Genomic DNA, 18,714 nt, shown 5'->3' with positions numbered 1-18,714 from the left:
GGGTTCGGTCAGCGGGCCTCGACCAGCGGCAGGGTCTTCCCGACCCCGCCTCCCGGCAGCGCGATCGAGGAGAAGTGCGACACCACCCGGTCGTCGGTCGGGTCGTCGGCCGGGGTGTGGTGCACCGCGAGCCGGCGGTAGAGGGTGTCCCGCTGGGCGGGGATGCGGTCCGCCGAGCGGATCATGCCGATCAGCTCGTGCAGGTTGGACCGGTGCCGCGCGCCCGCCGAGGAGATCACGTTCTCCTCCAGCATGATCGAGCCGAGGTCGTCCACGCCCATGTGCAGGGCGAGCTGGCCGACGTCCTTGCCGGTCGTCAGCCAGGACGCCTGCAGGTGCGGCACGGTCTCGAAGAAGAGCCGGGACACCGCGACCAGGCGCAGGTATTCCAGCGTCGTCGCCTGGGTGCGGCCCTTGAGGTGGTTGTTCTCCGGCTGGTACGTCCACGGGATGAACGCCCGGAAGCCCTTCGTGCGGTCCTGCACGTCGCGGATCATCCGCAGGTGCTCGATCCGCTCGGCGGCCGTCTCGCCGGTGCCCATCATCATCGTGGCGGTCGACTCCAGGCCCTGCCGGTGGGCCAGCTCCATGACCTCCAGCCAGCGCGCCCCGGACTCCTTGAGCGGGGCGATCGCCTTGCGCGGTCGGTCCGGCAGCATCTCCGCGCCGGCCCCGGCGATCGAGTCGAGCCCGGCCGCCTTGATCCGCGCGATCGCCTCGTCGAGGCTCACGCCGGACACCTTGGCCATGTGCAGGATCTCGCTCGGCCCGATGGAGTGGATGGCGAGCTGCGGGTACGCCTGCTTGACCGAGGAGAACAGCTCCTCGTAGTACTCCACGCCGTAGTCGGGGTGGTGGCCGCCCTGGAGCATGACCTGGGTCGCGCCCAGCTCGACCGCCTCGCCGCAGCGGCGCAGGATCTCCTCGGTCGGGTGGGTCCACCCCTCCTTGTGCTTGGGCGCACGGTAGAAGGCGCAGAACTTGCACGCCGTCACGCAGACGTTCGTGTAGTTGATGTTGCGGTCGATCAGGTAGGTGACGATGTTGTCGGGGTAGCGCCGCCGGCGCACCGCGTCGGCCGCCTCGCCGAGGGCGTGGAAGGGCGCCTCGGTGTAGAGCAGCAGGGCCTCCTCGGGCGTGATCCGCCCGCCGTCCGCGCCGCGTTGCAGGATGTCGTCGATCTCCCGGCTCACCGTCACGCCTCCGAGGGTACGCCGGGCGGCCGTCCAGGCCCGCAGGGGTGCGCGGCGTCGTGACGCGTCCCGCACCCGGACACTGCCGGAGACCCACGCCAATCTTGGACAGTTCCCGTCAGCTCCGGACGGGAACTGTCCAAGGTCCAGGGGTTCCGCCAGCGGGACCCTCTCAGGCCCGGCCTGGCAGGCCGGCGACGAAGGCGGTCCAGGCCCGCCGGTCGAAGGCCAGCACCGGCCCGGCCGGGTCCTTCGAGTCGCGTACGCCCACCGCCCGCGCGCCCGTCGCCACCTCCACGCAGTCGGCGTTGGAGCCGCTGCGGGTCGACTTGCGCCAGGTCGCGCCGGACAGCTCAGGGGTGGTCATCCTCGGCTCACTCTCGCTCGTGCTCCGCCGCGTAACGCGCGACGAGCGCCACCGAATCGACGGGGCTCAACGCCGCCCCGGTCAGCCTATCCGCCTCCCGCCGGAAGTGCGCCACCTGCGCGGCCTCCTCCAGGAACAACCCGGTCAGCTTGTGGTCGAGATAGACCACCGACCGGTTGCGCGGGAAGTCGAAGAGCGCGAACGAGCCGTCCAGGCCGGTGTGCGCGCCGACCGCCAGCGGCACCACCCGCAGCGTCACCGTCGGCCGCTCGGCCGCCTCGACCAGGTGCCGGAGCTGCCGGGCCATCACCCGGGGGCCGCCGAGCGCCCGGCGCAACACCGCCTCGTCGAGCAGAGCGTGGAGAGCAGGCGGGGTGGGGCGGCTCAGGATCGCCTGCCGGCCCAGCCGGGCCGCCACCCGCCCCTGCGCATCCTCGGGTGGCACCCCGCAGCCGACCATCACCGCGTGGGCGTAGTCCGGGGTCTGCAAGAGCCCCGGCACCAGCAGCGGCTGCCAGTTCACGATGCCGGCCGCCTCGGCCTCCAGCCGGATCAGCGTGCGCGACTCGTCGGACAGCCCGCCGATCGACTCCCACCAGCCGGTCTCGGCCGACCGCTCGGCCATCGCGAGCAGCCGCTTGCGCTCGTCCCCGGTGATGCCGTAGATCACCAGCAGCGAGGCGACGTCGGCGGCCTGGATGCCCTGGATGCCGGTTTCCATCCGGGACAGCTTGGACGGCTGCCAGTCCAGCCGGATCGCCACCTGCCGCAGCGGCAACCCGCGCTTCCTCCGCAGCTCGCGCAGCTCACCGCCCAGCCCGCGCCCGACGACGGTCGGCAGATTCGCCTTGGCCATGCCATCCCCTCCACCACACCGCCGGCCGTCACTCTGACGACACGCGCCGTGGCGTTGAGTATTGACTCCAGGCACCTGGAAAGCAACCATGACAAGCAACGTTGCTGAGCATCGTCGCCACGAGTTGAGGAGTTGCGATCGGGGATGCCTGCGGCGAGCCGGTCGTCCTCACGGAGCACCACTCCGACCTCACCTACTGGACCGCCCACGTACGCAAGGGCTGAAGCCCGCGTCGCACCCTCACAAAGAGGAGATCTTGGAAGAATGAGGCCCCTCCAGGGGCCGGAATCTTCCAAGATTCACGCCGGTCCGGAGGGCCGCGCCTGGAGGGCGGGTCAGCGGAGGGTGAGGTCGGTGGCGGGGAAGTCGTACCAGGACAGTTCGAGCGACGAGCCGGCCTGCGGCGCCACCGGGAACACGGCCCAGCTCGCCAGCTCGCGGCCGGGCGCGAGGTCGAACGACTCGCCGGGCCGGGTGGAGCAGTAGGTGCTCTCCGGGCGCACGGTCCTGCCGTCGGCCAGGGTGAGCAGCACCAGCTCGCGGTCCTCGGCGACGGTCGAGCATTCCAGCCCCCAGGGGACCACCGAGCCGTTGCGGTACCGGAGGTTCAGCCGCAGCTTGCTCCCGGTGACCTCGGCGCTGACCAGGGTGACCGTCATCGACGCCTGGTCGTAGAAGGTCCGGTCGAGCCGGTACGTCCGCGACCCCCCATCCGAGGAGCCCGAGGAGCCTGAGGAAGCCGACGAACCCGTGGGAGCGCCGGACGACGGCCGCGTCGACTGCTCGACCGGGGCGGCTCCCCCGCCAGCCTCGGGGCCGCCCGTCTGCCGGCCCGCATCGACGGTGCTGCCGGCGTCCACGGTGCGCTCCGCCGTCGCACCGTCGCCCCGGGTGGCCAGGTAGGTGCCGACGACCGCCACGACGGCCAGTACGACGACCAACGTGCCGACGTGCCTCTTCTCCATCATCGCTCCCACTCCGACCGGCGCTGCTGGCGCGACCGTAACAAAACCAGGCCAGCCGCCGGCGCGGCCGACCTCACCGGCGCGCCCGCATGTTCAGCACCACCCCGGCGGTACGCGCCAGCGCCGCCATCCGTCGAGGCCGGGAGACGACCGCCGCGCGGGTACGCAGGCAGTCCAGCACCACGTCGGCAGCCTGGTCCACCGAGAGCATCATCGGCTTGACCCGCGCCTTGGCCATCTTGGTGTCCACGAAGCCGAACCGGACGACGCTGACCCGCACCCCGTGTGGCCGCAGGGCCCCGCCCAGCCCCAGCAGGTACGACGACAGCCCGGCCTTGCCGGCGGCGTAGCCGGGCGCCTCGGCCGAGGGGGCCACGTCGGCGAGGCTCGACAGGCCGACCACGTGCCCCGCCCCGGCGCGCGCCATGGACGGCACCACCACCTCCATGGTGCGCGCGGCGCCGACGAGGTTGACCTCCAACGCCCTGGTCTGCGCGGCCAGGTCGTCCACGTCGAAGAAGTCCCCGATCCCGGCGGCGTAGATGCATGCCTCGACGCCGCCGAGGGTGTCCAGCGCCCCGGCGAGCACCTCGCGGTAGCCGACGTCGGTGACGTCGGCGCGGTGGTGCTCGTAGCCGCTGGACGTCAACGGGCTGCTGCTACGCGACAGGCCCGCCACCGTCCAGCCGTCGTCCAACAGCCGGCGGGTGACCGCCAACCCGATGCCGTCACTGTTACCGACCACGATGGCCCGCTGCTTGTCCACAGCGCATGTCATACCAGCACGGCGGTCAGTCCACGAAGCGGCCAGCGGCCCCGCCGCGCCGGCTACGCGTCGTAGTCGACCGTGAGGGTGTCGGTCGTGGGGGTGGACTGACAGGTCAGCACGTACCCGGCGGCGACCTCGTCCGGCTCCAGGGCGTAGTTGCGGGCCATCGTCACCGCGCCGGAGACCACCTTCGCCCGGCAGGTCGAGCAGACCCCGCCCTTGCACGCGTACGGCAGCTCGCCGCGCACCCGCAGCGCCGCGTCGAGGACCCGCTCCTCGCGGCCCATGGGGAACGTCGACGCCCGGCCGTCCAGCACGATCGTCACCTCGGCGTCCCCGGTCGACCCGGCGGGGCGGCGCTGCGCCGGGGCGGGCGTGTCGTCGACGTGGAACAGCTCCGCGTGCACCGCCGACTCCGGCAAACCCCGCGCGGCGAGCACCGCCTTCGCGTCGACCACCATCCCGTACGGGCCGCAGAGGAACCACTCCTCGATCGCGTCGCCCGGCACGATCGTGCCCAGCAGGCGGCCCAGCCGGTCGGCGTCGATCCGCCCCGACAGCAGCGGCGACTCGCCGGGCTCCCGGGACAGCACGTGCACCAGGTGCAGCCGCGTCGGGTAGCGGTCCTTCAGGTCGGCCAGCTCCTCGGCGAACATCACCGAGTTCGCCGTGCGGTTGCCGTACACCAGGGTGAAGGTGCTGGCCGGCTCGACGGCCAGCGCGGTGGCGACCAGCGCGAGCACCGGGGTGATGCCGGAGCCGGCGGCGACCGCGCCGTAGCGGCGGGCCCGGCCCGGGTCGAACGCCGTGGTGAAGTGCCCGAGCGGGGGCAGCACCTCGACGGTGTCGCCGTGCCGCAGCACCGAGCAGGCGTAGGCGGAGAACGCGCCGCCGGGGACCTCCCGCACCCCGATCCGCAGCCGGCCGTACCGGGCCAGGTCGTCGGGCGTCGAGCAAATCGAGTACGACCGCCGCACGTCCGCCCCATCCGCATGGTCGGAGTTGGCGGGCAGGCGCACGGTGAGGTGCTGGCCGGCGGAGAACGCGAAGAGCGCCCGCAGCTCCTCCGGCACGGCGAAGGTGATCGCCACGGCGTCGGCGGTGAGCCGGTCGACGGCGGCGACGGGCAGCGGGTGGAAGGCCGGCCGGCGGCGGACCGGGCGGGTGATCGTGACAGTCACAGCGCCTTCAGGTGGTCGAAGGGTTCACGGCAGGCGCGGCAGCGCCACAGGGCCTTGCACGCGGTGGAGCCGAACCGGCTGACCTGCTCGGTCTCCGCCGACCCGCAGAGCGGGCAGCGGACGGCGAGGGTCAGCGGCACGACCGTGCCGGCCCGGGTCGCCGGGGCGGTGCCGGCGTCCCGGGTGGCCGGCGGCGGGGCGATGCCGGCGGCGGCCAGCTTGGCCCGGCCGGCGGCGGAGATCCAGTCGGTGCTCCACGCCGGGCTGTAGACCGTGCGGACGTCGGCGTCGGGGTGTCCGGCGGCGGCCAGCGCCCGCCGGATGTCGGCCCGGATCACGTCCATCGCCGGGCAGCCCGTGTAGGTGGGGGTGATGGTCACGGTGACCCGGCCGGTGGCCGGGTCCCGGTCGACCGCCCGCAGGATGCCCAGCTCGTCGATGGTGATCACCCGGATCTCCGGGTCCACCACCGCCGCCACGGCGTCCCTCGGGTCTACCACGTCGCCCCCGGGTGGGCGCGGTGCAGCACCTGCATCTCCGCCAGCAGGTAGGACAGGTGCTCGGTGTGCACGCCGTCCCGCCCGCCGGCCGGGGCCCAGCCGTCCGCCGGCCGGGTCAGGGTCGCCTCGGCCAGCACCGGCCCGACGTACGTGTCGAAGTCGCCGCGCAGGCCGGCCGGGTCGACCGGCGCGCCCGGCCACGGCGCGAACAGCTCGTGCGCGTACGGCCAGACCTGGTCGACGGCGGCCTGCATGCGGCGGTGCGACTCGGCGGTGCCGTCGCCGAGCCGGCGCACCCACAGCGCGGCGTGGTCCCGGTGGTACGCGGACTCCTTGCGCGCCTTCGCCCCGATCGCGGCGAGCCGCTCGTCGGCGCACCCGGCCAGCGCGGAGTAGAGCGGGAGCTGGTAGGCCGACAGGAACAGCAGCTTCGCCATGGTCACCGCGAAGTCGCCGTTGGGCAGCTCGACCAGCAGGCAGTTGCGGAACTCCCGGTCGTCGCGCAGGTACGCCAGCGCGTCCTCGTCGCGGCCGGCGCCCTCCAGCTCGCCCGCGTAGGTGAGCAGGAGCCGGGCCGCGCCGAGCTGGTCGAGGGCGATGTTGGCCAGCGCGACGTCCTCCTCCATCTCCGGGGCGCGGCTGGTCCACTCGCCGAGGCGCTGCGCGGCGACCAGCGCGTCGTCGCCGAGGGCGAGGGCGAAGTCGAAGGGGTTCCTCACAGGTGGGCCACCCCGTCCGGCACCTCGTAGAAGGTGGGGTGGCGGTAGACCTTGTCGGCCGCCGGGTCGAAGAAGGCGTCCTTCTCGTCGGGGCTGGACGCGGTGATCGCGGCGGCCGGCACCACCCAGATCGACACCCCTTCCTGGCGGCGGGTGTAGAGGTCCCGGGCATTGCGCAGGGCCAGCTCGGCGTCGGGGGCGTGCAGGCTGCCGACGTGGGTGTGCGCCAGCCCGCGCCGGGCCCGCACGAAGACCTCCCACAGGGGGCTCGGGCTGTCGGTCCCGCTCATGCCGCAACCGCCTCTCTCGCAGTCGACCGTTTCGCGGCGTACGCGGCGGCGGCCTCGCGGACCCACGCGCCCTCGGCGTGGGCGCGGCGGCGGTGCTCCATCCGCTGCCGGTTGCACGGGCCCTCGCCGGAGATCACCCGCATCAGCTCGGCGTAGTCCGGCTCGGTGAAGTCGTACGCCTGGCGCTGCTCGTTCCAGCGCAGGTCGGGGTCGGGCAGGGTGAGGCCGAGGATCTCCGCCTGCTGCACGCACATGTCGACGAAGCGCTGGCGCAGCTCGTCGTTGGAGAACCGCTTGATCTTCCAGGCCATCGAGCGGGCGGAGTGGGTGGAGTCGCCGTCGGGCGGGCCGAACATGGCCAGCGACGGGTACCACCAGCGGTCCACCGCGTCCTGGGCCATGGCCTTCTGCTCCGGGGTGCCGTGGGCCAGGGTGTGCAGGATCTCGTAGCCCTGGCGCTGGTGGAACGACTCCTCCTTGCAGACCCGGATCATGGCCCGCGCGTACGGGCCGTAGGAGCAGCGGCACAGCGGCACCTGGTTGACGATCGCCGCGCCGTCGACCAGCCAGCCGATCACTCCCACGTCGGCCCAGCTCAGGGTCGGGTAGTTGAAGATCGAACTGTATTTCTGCCGCCCGTCGAGCAGGAGCTGCACCAGCTCGTCCCGGCTCACGCCGAGGGTCTCGGCGGCGGCGTACAGGTAGAGGCCGTGCCCGGCCTCGTCCTGGACCTTGGCCAGCAGGATGGCCTTGCGCTTGAGCGAGGGGGCGCGGCTGATCCAGTTGCCCTCCGGCTGCATCCCGATGATCTCGGAGTGCGCGTGCTGGGCGATCTGCCGGATCAGCGTCCTGCGGTACGCCTCGGGCATCCAGTCGCGGGGCTCGATCTTCTGGTCGGCGTCGATGACGTCGGCGAAGTAGGCCTCCAGGTCGGCGTCCGGGCCGGGGCCGCCGCCCCGCTGCCGGGTCGCCGCCTCGCGCAGCGCCGCCTCCGCCGCCGCCACCTCGCCGAGCAGGCCACCGCCGGGCGCGTCCTCCGGGGCGGAGAAGTCGTTGCCATACATGCCGACAAGTGTTACAGCTCGCGCCAGCCCACACCAGAGGGTGTCACAGGTTTCCGAAAGCACCTTCCGTCACGAGTCGACCCCTTTTCGTATTGCCCCAGGTCAGGGCGCAGGTATGACATGGCTCACTAAGCAGAGATGAATCCCCCCAAGGCTGGCATAACAGGCCACAATCCCGCCTTCATAGCGACTTGACAGGCGCCGGTTCCTGGCGTGTCGGCCATCCGGACGTAGACTTTCCCGGTCACACCGACCGGCTGCGGACGACCGCCGGGCGTATGACGCGGGCCACTTCCCCCGGCCCCCAGCGATCAGGACGAACCAGTTCGGAAAGCAGTCGGTCCCCCGGCCCCTGACATCTGGAGCTCACCCACTCATGCGACCTCGCGTGGCCATGGTGCTCGCCGTCGTGGCGATCCTCCTCGGCAGCGCCATGTTGGTGCCCGCCGCGTACGCCAAGCTCTCCGGCGACGACGGCGGCGAATCCGACGGAAGCGGCATGCAGATCGTGGCGGCCCCCGAGCCCACCGCCCCGCCGCCGCCGACCCTCGCCGCCGGCCCCGTCTCGGTGACCTTCTCCGGCGAGTTCTTCTCCTGGGCCCTGATGGACCGCGAGAGCGGCAGCATCTCCGGCTCGAAGAACCTGACCAAGACCAGCTCCACCGAGTCGATGATCAAGTCCTGGTTCGCGGCCGACTTCCTCCGGCGGCTCGGCGACAAGGAGCCCACCGGCGTGCAGAAGAGGCTGATCAGCACCGCCATCCGGGACAGCAACGACGATTCCGCCAACTCGCTGTACGTGGCCAACGGCAGGGGCGACTCGATCAAGCGGATGATCAGCACCTGCGGGCTGACCGACACCAAGCCCGGGACCGTGCCCGGGTACATCGGGTGGTGGGCCTTCACCCAGATGTCCCCCCGCGACGCCGTCCGGCTCGGCGACTGCATCGGCGACGGCAAGGCCGCCGGCGCGAAGTGGACGCCGTACCTGCTGGACGAGATGAGCAAGGTCCGCGGCAGCGTCAAGGACCAGCGGCAGCGCTCCGGCGGCGGCAAGTGGGGGATCGTCGACGGCCTGCCCGCCGAGATCAAGGCCCAGGGGCCGGTCAGCATCAAGAACGGCTGGACGCCGTTGAACTACGACGGCAACTGGCACGTGAACTGTCTTGCGGTCACCGAGAAGTGGAGCCTCGCCGTCATGTTGCGCTACCCGCAGAAGAAGGGGCTGTCGTACGGCGCGAAGGTCTGCGCCAGCGTCGCCACCCAGCTGGTCACCCCGCAGCCCGGCGCCGCCCTGAAGGTGCCGCAGCAGCCGATCGGCAAGCTCTGATGGCGGGCAGCCGCCGCCGGGCCGGCGGTGGAGGTGCCGGGCGGGGCGAGGCGTCGCCGCTGCGGCTGATCGCGATCGCGGCCGTCCTGATCGGGCTGGTGCTGGTGTCGCTGCGGCTGCTGCCCGGCTCGCCGATGGCGTCGACCGCCGCCGCCCAGTGGGGCGACGCGTCCGCGCCCGTCGACCGCGCCGCCGGAACGGCCTCGGACCGCAAGTCGCGTCCCACCGCCTCGCCCAGCCCCTCCCCGACGCTGGAGCCGCTGCCGTTCGCGGACAAGCAGATCGACCTCGACATCGAGGGCTGGTACGCCTGGAGCGTCCTGGACACCCGCACCGGCAAGATCATCGGCTCGAAGAACATGGACGAGACCAGCACCACCGCGTCGCTGATCAAGTCCTGGATCGTCGCCGACTACCTGCGGCGCACCGACGAGCAGGGGCAGAAGCCCAGCGACGCCAAGCTCGCCGACGCCACCCGGATCATCCGCGACAGCGACAACACCCGCGCCGAGCAGTTCTACAACACCGTGGGACGGTCCGCGTCGATCAAGCGGATGATCTCCATCTGCAAGACCACCGACAGCAGCCCCGCCGCCGACGGCGGCTGGAGCCGGACCAACCTCTCCCCCCGGGACACCGCGCGCCTGGGCGCGTGTATCAAGGACGGCCGGGCGGCCGGGCCGGAGTGGACCAAGTGGCTGATCAACGAGATGCGCCTCGTCCGCGGCTCCGGTGACTTCGGCATCCGCAAGGCGTTCCCGGCGGCCGAGCAGAAGAAGATCGCCATCAAGAACGGTTGGATCGACCGGACCCGCGAGCAGGAGATGCACATCAACTGCCTCGCCATCGGCGACAACTGGACGATGGGCGTGATGGTCCGCTACCCGATCAACATGGGCTACGAGTACGGCATGAAGAACTGCCAGAAGATCACCGAGGCGGTGCTGCGCTCCGGCACCTGACGGGCGCCCCGTGACCGCCGTCGGGCGGCGGCGGTCACGGCGTACGTCTGGTGGTCGGCCGACTCAGCCGGCGAAGAACCGGGGGCCGTCCGCCGGCAGCGGCGGGGCCTCGCCGATCTCGGCGGCCCGGCGGGCGAACTCGCGCAGCCCGGCCACCTGCCGCTCGCCGAGCGAGAAGTCCAGCGCCCGGAAGTACGTGGCCAGGGTCGCGGCGTCGAACGACTCCCACCGGGCGGCGGCCTCGGCGACCTGGTCCAGCTCGGCCAGGCACAGGTCGCGGGAGCGCAGGAACGCCTCGTGCACCTCCTTGACCAGGCCGGGGTGGGCGGCGGCGAAGTCCCGGCGCACCGCCCAGACGGCGAAGACCATCGGCAGCCCGGTCCAGTCGCGCCAGGCCTGCCCGAGGTCGGTGACCTCCAGCCCCCGCTGCGGGGCCTCGTACAGCGCCCGCAGCGCCACGTCGCCGATCAGCACCCCGGCGTCCGCCTCCAGGAGCATCTGCGTCAGGTCGGGCGGGCAGCGGAAGTAGTCGGGGTGGACGCCGTACCGCTCGCCGAGCAGCAGCCGGGCGAGCAGCACGCCGGTGCGCGACGTCGAGCCGAGGGCCACCCGGCCGCCGCCCAGCTCGGCGAGGGGCTTCGTGGACACCATGTTGACCGAGAGCACCGGGCCGTCGCTGCCGACCGCCAGGTCGGGCAGGAGCAGCAGCTCGTCGGCGTGACGCAGGTATTCGACGTGCGAGATCGGCCCGATGTCCAGGTCACCGGCGACCAGCGCGGCGCTCAGCCGGTCCGGCGAGTCCTTGTGCAGGTCGACGTCGATCAGCGCGCCGGAACGCATCAGGCCCCAGTAGATCGGCAGGCAGTTCAGGAACTGGATGTGTCCGACCCGGGGACGGGCGATGCGGTCAGCCATGCTGCGACCGTATCCCCGCCGTGGGGGGCGGGCTCAACGGGCGGCCCCCGGAGTGGCCAATCCCGCACCGGCCGCTCGACCGCCGCCCGGGTGGGGCGACGGTCGAGCCGGGTGACCGCACCGGCGAGTCGTGCGGGGCGGCGGGCCACCGGCCGCCGTCCGCGCCGGGGGTGGCCCGGCGCGGACGGGTGGTGCTGGCGGGTGGTGCGGGCGGGTCAGCTTCCGACGTAGAGCAGCCGGTTCGGGGAGCCGGCACCGGGGTTGACGACCACGTTGGGCGTGGCGGCGGCGACGATCGCCGCGTTGACCGTGGCGGGGCTGGCCGTGGGGTTGTTCCGCAGGTAGATCGCGGCGGCGCCGGCGACGTGCGGTGCGGCGAACGAGGTGCCGCTGCCGGTGTAGGTGGCGGTGTCGCTGGTCCGCCAGGCGGCGGTGATGGAGACACCGGGCGCGAAGAGGTCGAGCGCGGTGCCGTAGTTGGACCAGCTCGCCCGGGTGTCGGTCTGGTCGGTCGCGCCGACGGTCAGCGCCTCGGTGACCCGGGCCGGCGAGGTGCCGGTGGCCGGTACGCCGGAGTTGCCGGCCGCGATGCTGTAGGTGACACCAGCGGCGATCGACCGGCGGACCGCCGCGTCGAGAGTGGTGCTGGCACCGCCGCCGAGGCTCAGGTTGGCCACGGCGGGACGGGTCGCGTTCGCGGTGACCCAGTCGATGCCGGCGATGACGCCGGCCGTGGTGCCCGAGCCGCTGTTGTCGAGCACCCGGACGCCCACGACGGTGGCGTTCTTGGCCACGCCGTACGCGGTGCCGGCGGCGACCGAGGCGACGAAGGTGCCGTGTCCGTTGCCGTCGTCGGCGTTGTTGTCGTTGTCCACCGCGTCGTACCCGCTCACCGCCCGGCCGCCGAGGTCCTGGTGGGTCACCCGGACGCCGGTGTCGACGACGTAGACGCGTACCCCGTTGCTCGGCCCGTAGGTGAAGGACCGGTTGAGCGGCAGGTTGCGCTGGTCGATGCGGTCGAGCCCCCACGAGGGCGGGTTCGTCTGGGTGGCGAGGGCCTGCACCCGCTGGTCCTGCTCCACGTAGGCGACGGCGGGGTCGGCGGCCAGCCGGCGGGCCGCCCGCTCGGTGAGGTGGGCAGACCAGCCGTTGACGGTCCGGCCGTAGACCCGGTCGACCCGGCCGTTGCCGTAGCGCGAGGTGAGGGCCTCGGCGCGGGCCCGGTCGGGCCGCTGGCCCTCCTTCAGCACCACGAGGTAGCTGCCGTCGACGGCGGTGGGCCGGTCGGCACCGAGGACGGTGCCGGTGGCCGGGGTCGCCGCTGCCGGGTCGACCCCGGCGGTGGCCAGCAGCGCGCCGGCGAGGGCGGCGGTGCCGAGGGTGCCGATCCAACGGCGGGTGACGTACGGGGTGAGCCTCACTGGGCTGCTCCTTCCTGGGCCGGTCGACAGCGTCGACCGGCGGCCTCCCGCGCCAACGGGATGTGTGGGGCGGAGGGCCTTCGTGGTACGTCGGGTTCGACGTGCCCACCACGCTAGGGGTCGGACAGCCATCGAAGGTTGCCATCCTTTGAGGCGATTGTTGTCAATGGGTTCCTTCCGTAACAGGGACGGAACATCCTCGCGCATCTCGCCGGTAATAGCATCGCCATGATGGACAAGTAGGTATGTTTATCCATCGATGCTCGTCTTCACAGGATCCCCGCAGCGGACGATGATCTCGCTATCGATAGATGCGAGTGCATCTCGTATTGGGGAGGTCATGTTGAGATCAGCCCTAGCGCTGGCCGGCGTCACCATGCTGGTCGGCAGCGGTCTCGTGGTCACCACCACGAGCGCGTCCGCCGCCCCGCCATCCACCCCGGGGCCGGCGCTGGTCGCCGCCGCCGACACCGCCCTCAAGGAGCACTCCCGGGCCGTCAGGTCCTCGGCGAAGGACCGCTACGCGGTGCACAGCAGCAAGCGGGACGCCGAGGGCCGGGGCACGGTCCGCTACACCCGCACGTACGACGGGCTCCGCGTCTACGGCGGGGACGTCGTCATCCGCACCGAGGCCGACGGCGACTACGCGGGCAGTTCGGTCGGCCTGGCCGCCCCGCTGAGCCTCGCCACCACCCCGAAGGTCAGCGCCGCGAAGGCCCGCAAGGCGGCGATCGCCGAGTTCTCCGGCCGGGTCACCGGCACCGGCGCGGCGGAGCTGTTCGTCGACGCGAGCAGCGGGACCGGGCGGCTCGCCTGGGAGACGGTGGTGACCGGCTGGGCCCCGGACGGCCAGACCCCCTCCAAGCTGCACGTGATCAGTGACGCGCTCACCGGCGCCCGGATCGGCTCCTTCGACGAGGTCGAATCCGTCGTCGGCACCGGCAACAGCATCTACGCCGGCCCGGTGTCGATCGACACCACCCTGTCCGGTTCGACGTACAACATGATCGACCCGACCCGGGGCAACGGGCGCACCTGCGACATGAACAACGGCACCTCGACCTGCACGACCTTCACCGACGCCGACAACGTGTGGGGCACCGGCGCGGCCTCGAACCGGCAGTCCGCCGCCGTCGACGCGCACTTCGGCGCGGCCACGACCTTCGACTACTTCACCGAGGTGCACGGCCGCAACGGCATCTTCGGCAACGGCACCGGCGTGCCGAGCCGGGTGCACTACGGCAACGCCTACGTCAACGCCTTCTGGGACGGCGCGCAGATGACCTACGGCGACGGCGCGGGCAACGCCCGGCCGCTGGTCGCCCTCGACGTCGCCGGCCACGAGATGTCCCACGGCGTCACCGAGAACGTGGTCCCCGGTGGCCTGACCTACTCCGGTGAGTCCGGCGGCCTGAACGAGGCCACCAGCGACATCTTCGGCAACATGGTGGAGTTCTACGCGAACACCCCGGTCGACCCCGGCGACTACCAGGTCGGCGAGAAGATCAACATCAACGGCAACGGCACCCCGCTGCGCTACATGTACGACCCGACGCTGGACGGCTCGTCGCACGGCTGCTGGTCGACCGGCACCAACAGCCTCGACGTGCACTACTCCTCGGGCGTGGCCAACCACTTCTTCTTCAACCTGGCCGAGGGCTCCGGCGTCACCCCGTACGGCACCTCGCCGCTGTGCGGGTCGGCCCCGCCGGTGACCGGGATCGGCCGGGAGAAGGCGGAGAAGATCTGGTTCCGGGCGCTGGACGCGTACTTCGTGTCGAACACCCGCTACGTGAACACCGCGCAGCCGACCAACACCGCGCGGCTGCACACCCTGTCGGCCGCCACCGACCTGTACGGCCTGTGCAGCACCGAGTACAAGGCGGTGATGGCGGCCTGGACGTCGGTGAACGTCACCGGCACCGAGTCGTGCGCGGCCAACGACTTCACCGTCTCGGCCACCCCGGCGGCGCTGACCCTGGACCCGGGCACCTCGGGCACCGCCACGGTCGGCACCACGGTCATCCGGGGCACCGCCGAGGAGGTCACCTTCTCGACCGGCCCGCTGCCGGCCGGGGTGAGCGTGTCGTTCGCGCCGCCATCGGTCACCGCCGGCGGGTCGACCACGGTCACGGTCAGCGCTGCCGCCACCGCCGGCAGCGGCACGGTGGCGATCACGCTGGTGGGCACCTCCCCCTCGGTCGCCCGGACGACCACGCTGAGCCTGACGGTGAACGGGCTGCCGGGCTGCTCCGGCACCAACGGCACCGACGTCGCGATCGCCGACAACTCGACGGTGGAGAGCACCATCGTGATCAGCGGCTGCGCGGCGACCCCGTCGACCACGAGCAAGGTCGAGGTGCACATCGTGCACACCTACATCGGTGACCTGGTGGTCAGCCTGATCGCCCCGGACGGCAGCGTGTACACGCTGCAGAGCCGCTCCGGTGGCAGCGCCGACAACATCGACCAGACGTACTCCGTGAACCTCTCCTCGGAGGTGGCGAACGGGAGCTGGCGGCTGCGGGTCCAGGACGCGGCGAGCCTCGACACCGGTTACCTCAACAGTTGGAGCCTGAACCTCTGACATCGGCACGGCGAGCGGGCCATCCGGGTCTCCGGGTGGCCCGTTTCGTGGGCCGAAACCGGTAGACAGCGCACGCCGGCGGCCGAACCCGGTAGACAGCGCACGCCAGCCGCCGGTGCCGACCGCCGACCTGGTGGACCGGGCCGGCGCGGTCGACCTCCGCCGTACGACGTCACGCGTTCTCCTCCACCTGGCACAACCGACGCCCGGCGGCCGGGTGCACGGCGTGTGTGGTGGCGGAGCGTTCGGCGCGGGCCGCCCGGACGACCGGGACGGCGAACGCGGCCACCGCGAGCACCCCCACCGTGCCGCACGCCGCCACCAGCGGCCGGGGGTCGGCCAGGTCGAGCAGCAGGCCGCCGGCCGCGAGACCGACCATGCCCGCGCCCTGCACGGCCGCGCCGAAGACGGCGTACGCCCGGCCGCGCGCCGCCTCGGGCACCCGGCGGGCGAGCAGCACGTTGCAGACGACGTTGTTGCCGCCGTTGAGCAGCCCGCCGAGCAGCCAGATCGGCACCAGCAGCCAGGCGGACGGCACCGCGGCGGAGACCAGGACCGCGAAGCAGCACCCGCCGAGCAGGAGCAGGCCCACGCCGAGCAGCCGACCGTCGTCGGTGAGCCGGCGGGCCAGCGGGGCGAGCGCCCACGCCCCGGCCACGATGCCCAGCGGCCAGGCCCCGGTGACCAGCCCGTAGACGGTGGTGGAGCTGCCCAGCGTCTCGCGGATGAAGAACACCTCGATCACGTTGATCGCCCCGACCGCACCGACCACCCCGGCGAGCGAGGCCACCATCGCGAACAGCAGCCGGTCCGGGCGCAGCCGCCAACCCCGGGCCGGCCCGTCGGGAGTCGGCGTCGGGTGGGCGTCGGCGGCCGGGCGGGGTCTGGCGGTCGGGTGAGGGCCGCCCCGGCGGGTGCGGATCAGCAGGCCGGCGGCCACCAGGGCGAGGTAGCTGGCGGCGTCCAGCAGCAGCGGCACGCGGGTGCCGAACTGCCCCACCAGCAGCCCGGCCAGCGCCGGCCCGGCCAGCGCGCCGAGGGTGCCGGCCGTCTGGTTGAGCGCGCTGGCCCGGGGCAGGTCCCCGGGTGTGACCATCGCCGGGACGAGGGCGGCGAGCACCGGCTGGGTGACCGCGAGCCCGGCGGCCAGCAGCGCCACCAGGCCGATCGCCAGGGCCGGGTGTCCGGCGTACGCGAGGGCGAGGCAGATCACCGCCTGCGCGACGCCGGCCGCGACGAGCAGGGTGCGGGAGTCCACCCGGTCGGCGAGCCGGCCGGTCAGCGGGGCGAGCGCGACGAGCGGCAGGCTGGCGGCGATCAGCAGCCCCGCCACGGCCGGGCCGCCGGCCCCGGCGGACTGGAGGGCGAGGGTGAGGGTGCTCGCGGCCAGGAAGTCACCGCAGCTGGAGATGCCCCGGGCGGCGGTGGCGAGCCAGACGTCGGGCCAGCGCGACCGACCAGGTGTGAAGGACATACTTCGAAAATAATCCTTCACACCTCGGCCGGGCAATCCCCGTCGCCGCCCGTTCAGTCCACGGGCACCGACCGGTACTGGATGGCCACGGGGCGCGCCCCGTCCGGCGGAGCGGTCCGCACCCGACGCCGGTAGGGCGCCATCAGGTCCTGGATCGCCTCGTTGAGCGCCAGCAGCTCCTCGGCGGTGAGCAGCAGCACGCTGTCGCTGAACCACCCGGCGCGGTACCACTCCGGCGGTTCCTCGGGCCCCCGGCGGAACCAGTCCCGGGTGCGCTGCGCGTCCCGGGCGAGGTGCGCCTCCACGAGAGCCAGCTCGGCCGCCCGCGCCTCGGAACCGGCCGCCTGCCCCGCCTCCACCTGGTACGACGGGCTGAACGCCCGCCACACCCGCTCCCGGGCGTCCCCCCGGCTCGGGGCCTGCTCGACCAGCCCGAACTTCGCCAGCGCCCGCAGGTGGTAGCTGGTCGCGCTCGGCGACAGGCCGGCGATCTCCGCGCACTCGGTGGCGGTGGCCCCGGACTCGATCGAGGCGAGATGTTCCATGATCGCGAGCCGTGCCGGGTGGGCCAGGGCCCGCATCACCTGCGGATCGCTGATCGTCACCCGCTGCCGCTCGGGCGGTGCCTCGCTCATGCCCCCATGATCCCGCCCGCCACCCGCGCCTGCCATCGACCCCGCCGCTACGCTCGGCGGCGGCGCAGGGCGCGACCGCCGACACGGTGCCGAGCGAGGCCCACGATGGACACGACTCCCGACGACCCCGCCGCACAAGGCGACCCGGTCGCCTCCGGCGATCCCGCCGCACCCGTCGCCTCCAACGACCCCACCGCACCCGTCGCCTCCGACGTTCCCGCCGCACCCGCCGACCCGGCCGCCTCCGACGATCCGGCCGCGCCCCGGAGCGCCGTCGAGATCGCCGAGCTGGTCAACGCCGGCCGACTCCGCCCCGTCGATGTCGTCGAGGCGACCCTGGCCCGCATCGGCACCGCCGACGCCACGCTACGGGCCTTCCGCGAAACCTGGCCGGAGCAGGCCCGGCACGCCGCCCGCGAACTGGAACGCACCCTCGCCGCCGGACCGCTGCCGCTGGCCGGCGTGCCGCTGGGCGTCAAGGCCGCCGAGGGCGTCGACTCGCTCCAGACCCGCCGGCTCGTCGCCGCCGGCTGCATCCCGGTCGGGGCCACCGCCGTCCCCCGGGGCACGCCCTGGCAGACGTGGGGCCACACCGACCGGGGCCCCACCGCCAACCCCTGGCGCGCCGACCGTACGCCCGGCGGGTCGTCGGCCGGGTCGGCAGCCGCCGTCGCCGCCGGGCTCGTGCCCCTGGCCACCGGCAACGACGGGGCCGGTTCGGTGCGTATCCCCGCTGCCTGGTGCGGGGTCATCGGGATCAAGCTCACCAACGGGCGGCTGCCCGCCATCGACGCCGCCGGGCTCAACGCGCCGGGACCGCTCGCCCGTACGGTCGCCGACGCCGCCGCGTATCTCGACGCTCTGCTCGGCACCCGGCTCGCCGGGCATCTCGGCCCGGCGGGTGGCGGGCCGCTAAGGGCGGTCTGGTCGGCCACGCTCGGCCACGCCGAGGTCGACCCCGACGTCGCGGGGCCCGCCCGCGCCGCCGCCGACCGGCTCGCCGACGCGGGCCTCCTCCGGTGGGTCGCGCACGACCTGACGCTCGCCGATCCCGCGCCCGCCTGGCGGGCCCTGCGAGCGCCCGGCGACCGGGCCGCCGCCGCGCGCTTGCGGGCCGGCAACGACGCGCAGCTGGCCCGACTCTTCGACCTTGCCGACCTGCTGCTCACCCCGACCACGCCCGGCCCGGCGCACGGCCACGCCGGGCCGGGCGAACGGATGAGCGTGGCGCTGACCTGGGCGTTCAACCTCAGTGGGCATCCCGCCGCCAGCGTCCCGGCCGGGTTCGCCCCCGACGGCACCCCGGTCGGCCTCCAGATCGTCGCCCGCCACCACCACGAACACCTGCTCGTCCACACGGCCGCCGCCCTGCAGTCCCTTCACCCCTGGCCCCCACCCCGCCCCCATCCCCACCCCCCAGCCCGGTGATCAAGAGGTTTGCGTCATCGCCGAGATCGACTCTGACACTTTTCTCTTGATCACCGGG

Annotated in this window: 18 protein-coding genes; 4 read left to right on the top strand and 14 right to left on the bottom strand. The window is 73.0% G+C overall.

Annotated elements, in window-relative coordinates:
- Positions 1-8: 8 nt before the first annotated feature.
- The 10 genes from mqnC to paaA all read right to left on the bottom strand — a co-directional run bounded on the left by mqnC (position 9) and on the right by paaA (position 7,904).
- Positions 9-1,199, bottom strand: a complete 1,191-nt coding sequence (gene mqnC / locus LPU61_RS25830) for a cyclic dehypoxanthinyl futalosine synthase (protein ID WP_229406440.1) — start codon at positions 1,197-1,199, stop codon at positions 9-11.
- Between the two features lie 166 nt (positions 1,200-1,365).
- Positions 1,366-1,560, bottom strand: coding sequence for a DUF397 domain-containing protein (locus LPU61_RS25825; protein ID WP_229406439.1), 195 nt, complete (start codon positions 1,558-1,560; stop codon positions 1,366-1,368).
- A 7-nt stretch (positions 1,561-1,567) separates the two neighbouring features.
- Complete coding sequence (locus LPU61_RS25820) at positions 1,568-2,416, bottom strand: helix-turn-helix transcriptional regulator (RefSeq protein WP_229406438.1); 849 nt, start codon at positions 2,414-2,416, stop codon at positions 1,568-1,570.
- 335 nt (positions 2,417-2,751) lie between these two features.
- A complete protein-coding gene (locus LPU61_RS25815; protein WP_229406437.1) occupies positions 2,752-3,381 on the bottom strand; it encodes a hypothetical protein in 630 nt (209 codons plus the stop codon).
- A gap of 73 nt (positions 3,382-3,454) precedes the next feature.
- Positions 3,455-4,147: an SDR family oxidoreductase gene (locus LPU61_RS25810; protein ID WP_229406436.1), complete on the bottom strand. Its 693-nt coding sequence runs from the start codon at positions 4,145-4,147 to the stop codon at positions 3,455-3,457.
- Between the two features lie 62 nt (positions 4,148-4,209).
- Entirely contained in the window at positions 4,210-5,331 is a 1,122-nt protein-coding gene (paaE, locus tag LPU61_RS25805) for a 1,2-phenylacetyl-CoA epoxidase subunit PaaE (RefSeq protein ID WP_229406435.1), read from the bottom strand.
- Positions 5,328-5,831, bottom strand: coding sequence for a 1,2-phenylacetyl-CoA epoxidase subunit PaaD (paaD, locus tag LPU61_RS25800; protein ID WP_229406434.1), 504 nt, complete (start codon positions 5,829-5,831; stop codon positions 5,328-5,330). The genes paaE and paaD overlap by 4 nt, the downstream gene beginning before the upstream one ends.
- On the bottom strand, positions 5,825-6,550 hold the full coding sequence (gene paaC / locus LPU61_RS25795; protein WP_229406433.1) for a 1,2-phenylacetyl-CoA epoxidase subunit PaaC: 726 nt from the start codon (positions 6,548-6,550) through the stop codon (positions 5,825-5,827). The genes paaD and paaC overlap by 7 nt, the downstream gene beginning before the upstream one ends.
- Positions 6,547-6,840 (bottom strand): 1,2-phenylacetyl-CoA epoxidase subunit PaaB, encoded by a 294-nt coding sequence (gene paaB / locus LPU61_RS25790; protein WP_229406432.1) that lies wholly within the window; start codon positions 6,838-6,840, stop codon positions 6,547-6,549. Before paaB ends, paaC begins: the two co-directional genes overlap by 4 nt.
- On the bottom strand, positions 6,837-7,904 hold the full coding sequence (gene paaA / locus LPU61_RS25785) for a 1,2-phenylacetyl-CoA epoxidase subunit PaaA (protein WP_229406431.1): 1,068 nt from the start codon (positions 7,902-7,904) through the stop codon (positions 6,837-6,839). The genes paaB and paaA overlap by 4 nt, the downstream gene beginning before the upstream one ends.
- 376 nt (positions 7,905-8,280) lie before the next feature.
- Between paaA and LPU61_RS25780 the strand changes: the two genes are divergently transcribed.
- Both LPU61_RS25780 and LPU61_RS25775 read left to right on the top strand, forming a co-directional pair.
- Positions 8,281-9,234, top strand: a complete 954-nt coding sequence (locus LPU61_RS25780) for a hypothetical protein (RefSeq protein WP_043961389.1) — start codon at positions 8,281-8,283, stop codon at positions 9,232-9,234.
- Complete coding sequence (locus tag LPU61_RS25775; RefSeq protein WP_043961387.1) at positions 9,234-10,196, top strand: hypothetical protein; 963 nt, start codon at positions 9,234-9,236, stop codon at positions 10,194-10,196. The genes LPU61_RS25780 and LPU61_RS25775 overlap by 1 nt, the downstream gene beginning before the upstream one ends.
- Before the next feature lie 63 nt (positions 10,197-10,259).
- Here LPU61_RS25775 and LPU61_RS25770 read toward each other — a convergent pair whose 3' ends face one another.
- Both LPU61_RS25770 and LPU61_RS25765 read right to left on the bottom strand, forming a co-directional pair.
- Complete coding sequence (locus tag LPU61_RS25770) at positions 10,260-11,111, bottom strand: menaquinone biosynthetic enzyme MqnA/MqnD family protein (protein ID WP_043961386.1); 852 nt, start codon at positions 11,109-11,111, stop codon at positions 10,260-10,262.
- Between the two features lie 215 nt (positions 11,112-11,326).
- On the bottom strand, positions 11,327-12,532 hold the full coding sequence (locus tag LPU61_RS25765) for a S8 family peptidase (RefSeq protein WP_229406430.1): 1,206 nt from the start codon (positions 12,530-12,532) through the stop codon (positions 11,327-11,329).
- A 343-nt stretch (positions 12,533-12,875) separates the two neighbouring features.
- On the opposite strand from LPU61_RS25765, the gene LPU61_RS25760 reads away from it, so the two are divergent.
- A complete protein-coding gene (locus LPU61_RS25760) occupies positions 12,876-15,119 on the top strand; it encodes a M4 family metallopeptidase (protein ID WP_229406429.1) in 2,244 nt (747 codons plus the stop codon).
- 172 nt (positions 15,120-15,291) lie between these two features.
- Here the strand turns inward: LPU61_RS25760 and LPU61_RS25755 are convergent, their stop codons facing one another.
- A complete protein-coding gene (locus LPU61_RS25755) occupies positions 15,292-16,593 on the bottom strand; it encodes an MFS transporter (protein WP_229406428.1) in 1,302 nt (433 codons plus the stop codon).
- A 53-nt stretch (positions 16,594-16,646) separates the two neighbouring features.
- Complete coding sequence (locus tag LPU61_RS25750) at positions 16,647-17,228, bottom strand: helix-turn-helix transcriptional regulator (protein WP_229406427.1); 582 nt, start codon at positions 17,226-17,228, stop codon at positions 16,647-16,649.
- Between the two features lie 105 nt (positions 17,229-17,333).
- Here LPU61_RS25750 and LPU61_RS25745 point away from each other — a divergent pair, with 105 nt between their 5' ends.
- On the top strand, positions 17,334-18,656 hold the full coding sequence (locus tag LPU61_RS25745; RefSeq protein ID WP_082106146.1) for an amidase: 1,323 nt from the start codon (positions 17,334-17,336) through the stop codon (positions 18,654-18,656).
- The last annotated feature ends 58 nt before the right edge of the window (positions 18,657-18,714 follow it).

It is taken from the genome of Micromonospora sp. NBRC 110038 (genome assembly GCF_020884815.1).
Classification (GTDB): domain Bacteria; phylum Actinomycetota; class Actinomycetes; order Mycobacteriales; family Micromonosporaceae; genus Micromonospora; species Micromonospora haikouensis.
Note: the sequence above shows the minus strand (reverse complement) of the source record. Positions and strands in the feature narration are given on the sequence as shown.